This is a genomic window from Parageobacillus thermantarcticus, from assembly GCF_900111865.1.
Taxonomy (GTDB): Bacteria; Bacillota; Bacilli; order Bacillales; family Anoxybacillaceae; genus Parageobacillus; species Parageobacillus thermantarcticus.
Genome location: NZ_FOJS01000036.1, coordinates 21,820 through 28,104 on the forward strand (window position 1 = coordinate 21,820; position 6,285 = coordinate 28,104).

At 48.8% G+C, this 6,285-nt stretch carries 8 protein-coding genes; all 8 read left to right on the top strand.

Features of this window, described 5'->3' with window-relative positions; translation table 11 throughout:
* Positions 1–46 precede the first annotated feature (46 nt).
* The 8 genes from BM278_RS14035 to BM278_RS14070 all read left to right on the top strand — a co-directional run bounded on the left by BM278_RS14035 (position 47) and on the right by BM278_RS14070 (position 6,160).
* On the top strand, positions 47–1,363 hold the full coding sequence (locus tag BM278_RS14035; protein ID WP_090950862.1) for a purine-cytosine permease family protein: 1,317 nt from the start codon (positions 47–49) through the stop codon (positions 1,361–1,363).
* A 27-nt stretch (positions 1,364–1,390) separates the two neighbouring features.
* Positions 1,391–2,488, top strand: a complete 1,098-nt coding sequence (locus BM278_RS14040; protein ID WP_090950864.1) for a DUF917 domain-containing protein — start codon at positions 1,391–1,393, stop codon at positions 2,486–2,488.
* Positions 2,485–4,044, top strand: a complete 1,560-nt coding sequence (locus BM278_RS14045; RefSeq protein WP_090950868.1) for a hydantoinase/oxoprolinase N-terminal domain-containing protein — start codon at positions 2,485–2,487, stop codon at positions 4,042–4,044. The genes BM278_RS14040 and BM278_RS14045 overlap by 4 nt, the downstream gene beginning before the upstream one ends.
* A gap of 276 nt (positions 4,045–4,320) precedes the next feature.
* Positions 4,321–4,851, top strand: a complete 531-nt coding sequence (locus BM278_RS14050) for a hypothetical protein (RefSeq protein WP_090950871.1) — start codon at positions 4,321–4,323, stop codon at positions 4,849–4,851.
* 146 nt (positions 4,852–4,997) lie between these two features.
* Positions 4,998–5,219, top strand: coding sequence for a DUF1659 domain-containing protein (locus BM278_RS14055; protein ID WP_090950874.1), 222 nt, complete (start codon positions 4,998–5,000; stop codon positions 5,217–5,219).
* A 29-nt stretch (positions 5,220–5,248) separates the two neighbouring features.
* Positions 5,249–5,461 (top strand): DUF2922 domain-containing protein, encoded by a 213-nt coding sequence (locus BM278_RS14060; RefSeq protein ID WP_090950877.1) that lies wholly within the window; start codon positions 5,249–5,251, stop codon positions 5,459–5,461.
* 51 nt (positions 5,462–5,512) lie between these two features.
* Entirely contained in the window at positions 5,513–5,662 is a 150-nt protein-coding gene (locus BM278_RS14065) for a YvrJ family protein (protein WP_090950880.1), read from the top strand.
* An 18-nt stretch (positions 5,663–5,680) separates the two neighbouring features.
* Entirely contained in the window at positions 5,681–6,160 is a 480-nt protein-coding gene (locus BM278_RS14070) for a M15 family metallopeptidase (protein WP_090950884.1), read from the top strand.
* Positions 6,161–6,285: the final 125 nt, after the last annotated feature.

Genomic DNA, 6,285 nt, shown 5'->3' on the forward strand with positions numbered 1-6,285 from the left:
TCTATTAAAAAATCAAAACATTTTTTAATTTAAGGAGGGAGGATCAATGGCAGGGAAAAGTTCGACTGATGATTTTTCGCTTTCTCGAGTTCCGGCGGAAGCACGCCTGCCAATGTGGGAAGTACTTTTAGTCAGGATTGGTGCGCTTACGGCGTTATCGCAATTTATGCTCGGGGCCGCGTTAGGATACGGAATGACCTTTTGGGAAGCCTTTTGGGCGACGATGCTCGGGAGCGTGGTGTTGGAAATCGTTAGTTTATTGATGGGGATCGCGGGAGCGAGGGAAGGATTGTCCACGAGTTTATTGGCGCGCTGGACAGGCTTTGGCAAGTACGGATCGAGCATTATCGGCGCCGTCATTTCGATTGGATTAATTGGGTGGTTTGGCATCCAAAACGCCGTGTTTGCCAAAGGGATCGATGAAGCGTTAAACGGGGCGCTAGGATTCCCTTTAGCGGCGACGTTAACCGGATTGTTTGTCACTGCGATTGTCATTTTCGGGTTTAAATGGCTCAGCTGGACGGCGAAAATTGCGGTTCCCGGCTTTCTGGCCGTCATCGGGTACGGCATATATCAAGTGTTGCGCGATCACTCTTTCATCGAATTAATCCACTCCCCTCATCCGGGGCCGGATCTTTCTTTAGGCGTCGCCGCCACTATGGTGGCCGGAGGGTTTATGATCGGGGCGGTGATCACCCCAGATATGAGCCGATATTGCCGCAACGGCAAAGATGTTTTTTGGATGACGTTAATCGGAACGTTTGTTGGAGAACTAGGAGTAAACATGATCGCCGTATTGATGGCGCACGCGGTAGGAAGCGACGATGTCGTCACGATTGTGCTGCAAACGGCTGGCTGGCTTGGTGCGGCGATTGTCATTTTCGCTACGGTCAAGATTAACGACCTGAATCTTTATTCGGCTTCTTTAGGACTGTCCAATTTAATCGATTCCGTATTTAACAAAAAAATCAACAGAGGATTGATTACATTCATCATCGGAGTCATCGGAACGGTGCTTTCCGTTCTAGGAATTCTCGAAAAATTTCAAAACTTCCTCGTTTTCTTGGGAGTTTGGATTCCGCCAATCGCAGGAATTATGGTGGTAGACTATTTTATTCTAAAACGAGGCAGAAAATGGCTGGACGAAAGTAGAACGAAAGGCCGATTGCCGGAATACTCGGAGTCTATTAATCCAGTCACGTTAATCGCTTGGGCTTTAGGATTTTTAGCCGGATATTTCGTCCAATCCGGCATCCCTTCGTTAAATTCTCTGCTCGTAAGCGGAATCGTGTATTTCCTTGGAATGAAAATGTTCGATACGTCGAAACAAAGCAATTTGGAAACAAACGAGAATGTTAACTAAAAAATCATACAAAGAGGAGGAGAAACCGTGAGACTTTTAGGAAAACAAGAAATCGAGGACATTGCGGTAGGCGCGGCGTTATTGGGCACCGGAGGAGGGGGAGACCCTTATGTAGGAAAGTTGATGGCCCTGCAAGCCATTGAAGAATTCGGGCCGATTCCTTTGCTGTCGGTGGATGAAGTTCCGGAAGACGCCTTAGTGGTATCGTCAGGCATGATGGGGGCGCCGACCGTATTGGTAGAGAAAGTTCCTAGCGGCCATGAAGCGAAGGTGGCGTTTCAAACGTTGGAGAAATATTTGGAAAAAAAAGTGTTCGCTACTTTTCCGATTGAAGCAGGCGGAGTAAACTCCATGCTGCCTTTGGCGTTGGCGGCGCAACTCGGATTGCCGGTGGTCGATGTCGACGGCATGGGAAGGGCTTTTCCGGAACTACAAATGGTGACGTTTTATTTAGACGGAATTTCTGCCACACCGATGGTGATCGCGGATGAAAAAGGAAATGTGACGTTGCTGAATACGATTGATAATTTGTGGGCCGAAAGAATTGCGAGAAGCGCCACCGTCCAAAAAGGCGGATCCGTTATGTTCGCGATTTATCCGATGACCGGTAAAAACCTGAAAGAAAGCGGCATTCACAATATTTTGCGATTAGAGGAGGAAATTGGCCGCTCCATTCGCCTAGCGAAAGAAAACAATCGCGACCCTATCGAAGAAATTCTTCAATTAACGAATGGATTTGAACTGTTCCGCGGCAAAGTGGTGGACGTGAACCGGAAGACCGAAACCGGATTTGCAAGAGGAACCGCGAAAATCGAGGGATTGGAGAAATACAAAGGGGAAACTTTAGAACTTCGCTTCCAAAACGAGCATTTGCTTGCGAAAACAGAAGATCGCCTGCTTTGCGTCACCCCTGACTTAATCGCGGTGTTAGATAGCGAGACAGGGCTCCCGATTACAACGGAAGGCTTGCGGTACGGAGCGCGCACGGTCGTCATTGGCATTCCGTGCAATCCAAAATGGCGCACGCCAAAAGGAATCGAAACTTGCGGGCCTGCTTATTTTGGCTATGACGTTGAATACACACCTGTAGAAGAGCTAGTCAAGAAAGGAGCGACGATGAAGTGAGTTACAGAATAGGAATCGATGTAGGCGGAACACATACAGACGCGGTACTTTTAGACGAGAAATATCAGGTGATATCCGAAACAAAAACCCCTACCACCGCCGATGTAAGCACCGGCATTTATAAAGCGATGCGGGAAGTGATTGGAAAATCAGGGGTTCCACGTGAAAAAATCCGTTATGCGATGTTAGGAACAACTCACTGCACTAATGCAATCGTGGAAAGAAAACGGCTAAACAAAGTTGCTGTTATTCGAATTGGCGCGCCCGCCACATTGGCGGTGAAGCCTTTAGTCGGGGTTCCGGATGATTTGCGCAGCCACTTGGAAAAATACGTTTACATCGTACGAGGCGGACATGAATTTGACGGACGGGAAATCGCGCCGCTTGATGTGGAGCATCTGTATCGCATTGCTAACGAAATCAAAGGAAAAGTAGATTCCGTGGCAATCACTTCCGTTTTTTCGCCGGTATCGAAAGATCATGAATTGAAAGCCGCCGAAATCATAAGGGAAGTATTAGGAAGCGGTGTTGCGATTTCGCTTTCCCACGAAATCGGAAGCATTGGTTTGCTGGAGCGGGAAAACGCCACGATTTTGAACGCAGCGGTTGTGAATGTCGCCAAAACGGCCGCAGAAGGGTTTATCAACGCGTTAAAAGCGGAAGGCATCAACGCGAAAGTATTCTTTGGCCAAAATGACGGAACATTGATGAACGTAGAGTACGCGATAAAATATCCGATTCTTACTATTTCCTGCGGCCCTACCAACAGCATCCGTGGAGCGTCCTACCTCGCGCAATTATCGAACGCGCTAGTCGTGGACGTAGGGGGAACTACGACAGACATAGGCGTCTTGATTCATTCGTTCCCGAGAGAATCTTCTTTGGCCGTCGAGATCGGCGGCGTGCGCACGAATTTCCGCATGCCTGATTTAGTATCGATTGGATTAGGCGGGGGAACGATTATTCGCATTCATCAAGATGGAAGTTTCACCATTGGCCCGGATAGCGTAGGATACAAACTCCCTGAAAAAGGGATGGTGTTTGGCGGAGATACTTTAACGGCCACAGACGTCGTAGTTGCATTAGGAAAAGCGAAAATTGGGGATCCGCAAAAAGTTGCCCATTTAGATAAAGAATTGCTTAACAGAATTTATCATCAAATGGTCGAAATGGTCGAAGAAGCGATAGATAAAATGAAAACAAGCGCAGACCCTGTTCCCGTCATTCTTGTCGGGGGAGGAAGCGTGCTTTTGCCTGATAAGTTGAAAGGCGCTTCTAAAGTGATTCGGCCGGACCATTTTGGAGTTGCCAACGCGATCGGAGCCGCGATCGCGCAAGTTAGCGGCCAAGTGGAAAGAGTTTTCGCGCTTGATGAACTAGGAAGAGAAAAAACGTTGGAATTGGCGAAAAAAATGGCGATCGACGAGGCCATCAAAGCGGGGGCAAACCCGGAAACCATCGAAATCGTGGATATGGAAGACGTTCCTTTAGCTTATTTGCCCGGCAATGCCGCCCGCGTCCGCGTGAAAGCCGCGGGGGTTTTATCGGCAAGCTGAAAGTAAAAGCCGCAAGAGCCTCTTTCTAGATGAAACGTCTAGAAAGAGGCTTTTTATTTTAATTTGTTTTAAAAAAGCGCTTTTCGCAGGGAAAACGCCGCCTGCCTTAGCGAAAACCTATCAATCCGGCGGAAAACCGCGCGAAAAACATCGTTTTCCGCGCGCCGATTCGCTTTTTTTATTTTTGATTTTTTTGCCAAAAAAGTATATATTGAACTTAATCAAAGTTTTCTGCTAAGCGTTGACGGTGGAAAACGAAAAAAGGGGATGGGGGAAATGGATTGGAAGGAAGTGAAGCATTTCGCTGCGCTCGGACAAGCTTTTGTGCCGGTGAATCTGGAAAACAGAGGCGATTCGGTGAAGCTGTTTTTTCGAGATGGAACGACGCGATGCCTCGATATGCGGTCCGACTTATTTTTGAAGCAGCTCCTTACCTTTTTTGGAACGAGCGCCGCGATCAACCGCCATCGATATGGGGAGTTGGTCGGGAAAAAGCAGCTCGTTCCGATCGTACTGTCGTATGGATTCACGCTCATTCCGTTCAACGTCAGGGAACCGATCGGCCGCCAAAGCCGCATCGGCTGGTTTGTATCAAGGGAAATCGAGCGGTTCCGGAAAAAATCTTCCCACATCACCATCGTTGAGCTCTCCAGCCACGACATTCCCGTGTTTCACTCGCAAAAATTTTGCCTTGATCAATTGAAAAACGCCAAATGGATCGAAATGTGCTATGGAGAAATTCACGAGCCGCATCGACGGCGATGGATCATTAGCGGTGCCGCGCCATGCGAAATTTTGTCACTGTGATTCGCGGCGCGCTTTTTTTATGCCCAATTTGCGCGAAAAATCGCGAAAATGCCGGCGTTCTGACCTTCTTTGCCTTCGATAGCCGTTTTGCTTCTACGTATGGATGAATGCTATGATGGTCGCAAATCGAAAGGGGGAGATGGAAGATGGCGGCTACTGAATTGGTGACAAAGCGGACGCTTGTCGTTGTGTTGTACGAAGGAAAAGACAGCGAAGGAAAAGACATTTTTCGCAACCAGTCGTTCTCTAACATCAAGTATGATGCCGACATTCAAAGCTTGTATGACGCCGCTGCGGCGATCGCAAGCTTATGCGGCGGAACGCTAAGCCGAGTCGAAACGACCGTGACAAGCCATATCATGAACTGATCAACGAAACTAAAAAAGGGGGGAATCCAATGAAAACGTTGGAATTGACATTTAACGCGGAGTTTGGGACGGCGAGAATCTCGATCCGCAATCCGAAAGAGCCGATCGATCCGGCGCAAGTGAAAGCGGTGATGAACCAGCTCGTTACGACGGACGTGTTCAAATCGCCAAACGGCGATTTGGTCAGCCCGAAAAGCGCGCGCGTGATCTCTCGCGAAACGCAGGATATCGAACTGCCGTAGAAACGGAAGGTTTTTCGCCTTCCGTTTTTAAGCAGGAAAGGGGGACGAGCCATGGATTTGTTTTCGATGATCAGCGAAGTTTCCTTTCCGATCCTCGTATCGATATACCTTCTATATCGGATGGAAACGAAGCTGGATCAGCTGACAAAATCGATTCAAGACTTGACGATCGCCTTGAGCCGAAACTCGCCAAACGGATAGAAAGGAGGGCAAGAGACGATGGACGCGTCCGTTCTTTTGAAAAGAGCGGAAAAAAAGCTTTCCGGCTTGCATCCCGTCGTCGCGGAAAAAGCGCGCCAGCTGATTAAAAAAGCATGCGCGGAAGGGATACCGATCATTATCACGCAAGGGCTGCGGACGATCGAAGAGCAAAACCGCCTTTACGCGCAAGGAAGAACAAAGCCTGGAAAAATCGTCACAAACGCGCGCGGCGGATACAGTTACCATAATTTCGGGCTCGCTTTTGATGTTTGCGTGTGCGATGTCGTAAAGGGAAACTTGGTGCCAAACTGGAAAGTGGACCGCCGCTGGCACCGCGTCGGGCAGATCGGGAAATCGCTCGGTCTTGAATGGGGCGGGGACTGGCGGCGCTTTAAAGACTACCCGCATTTCCAATACACGTTCGGCCTTACCCTCGCCCAGCTGCGGAACGGAAAAAAACCGCCGATCGTCAATGCGGCGAAAAGGGAAAAGCGATAGAAACAGGAACAAAAAAATTGTTTGGCCACAAAGTGAACTACTCCCACTTAGCTTTGCTTGAAGTGGGAGCTTCTCAGTTCCACGACGAGAGCAACCTTTCGTCTCCCTGAGCGTAACTTCGGGTC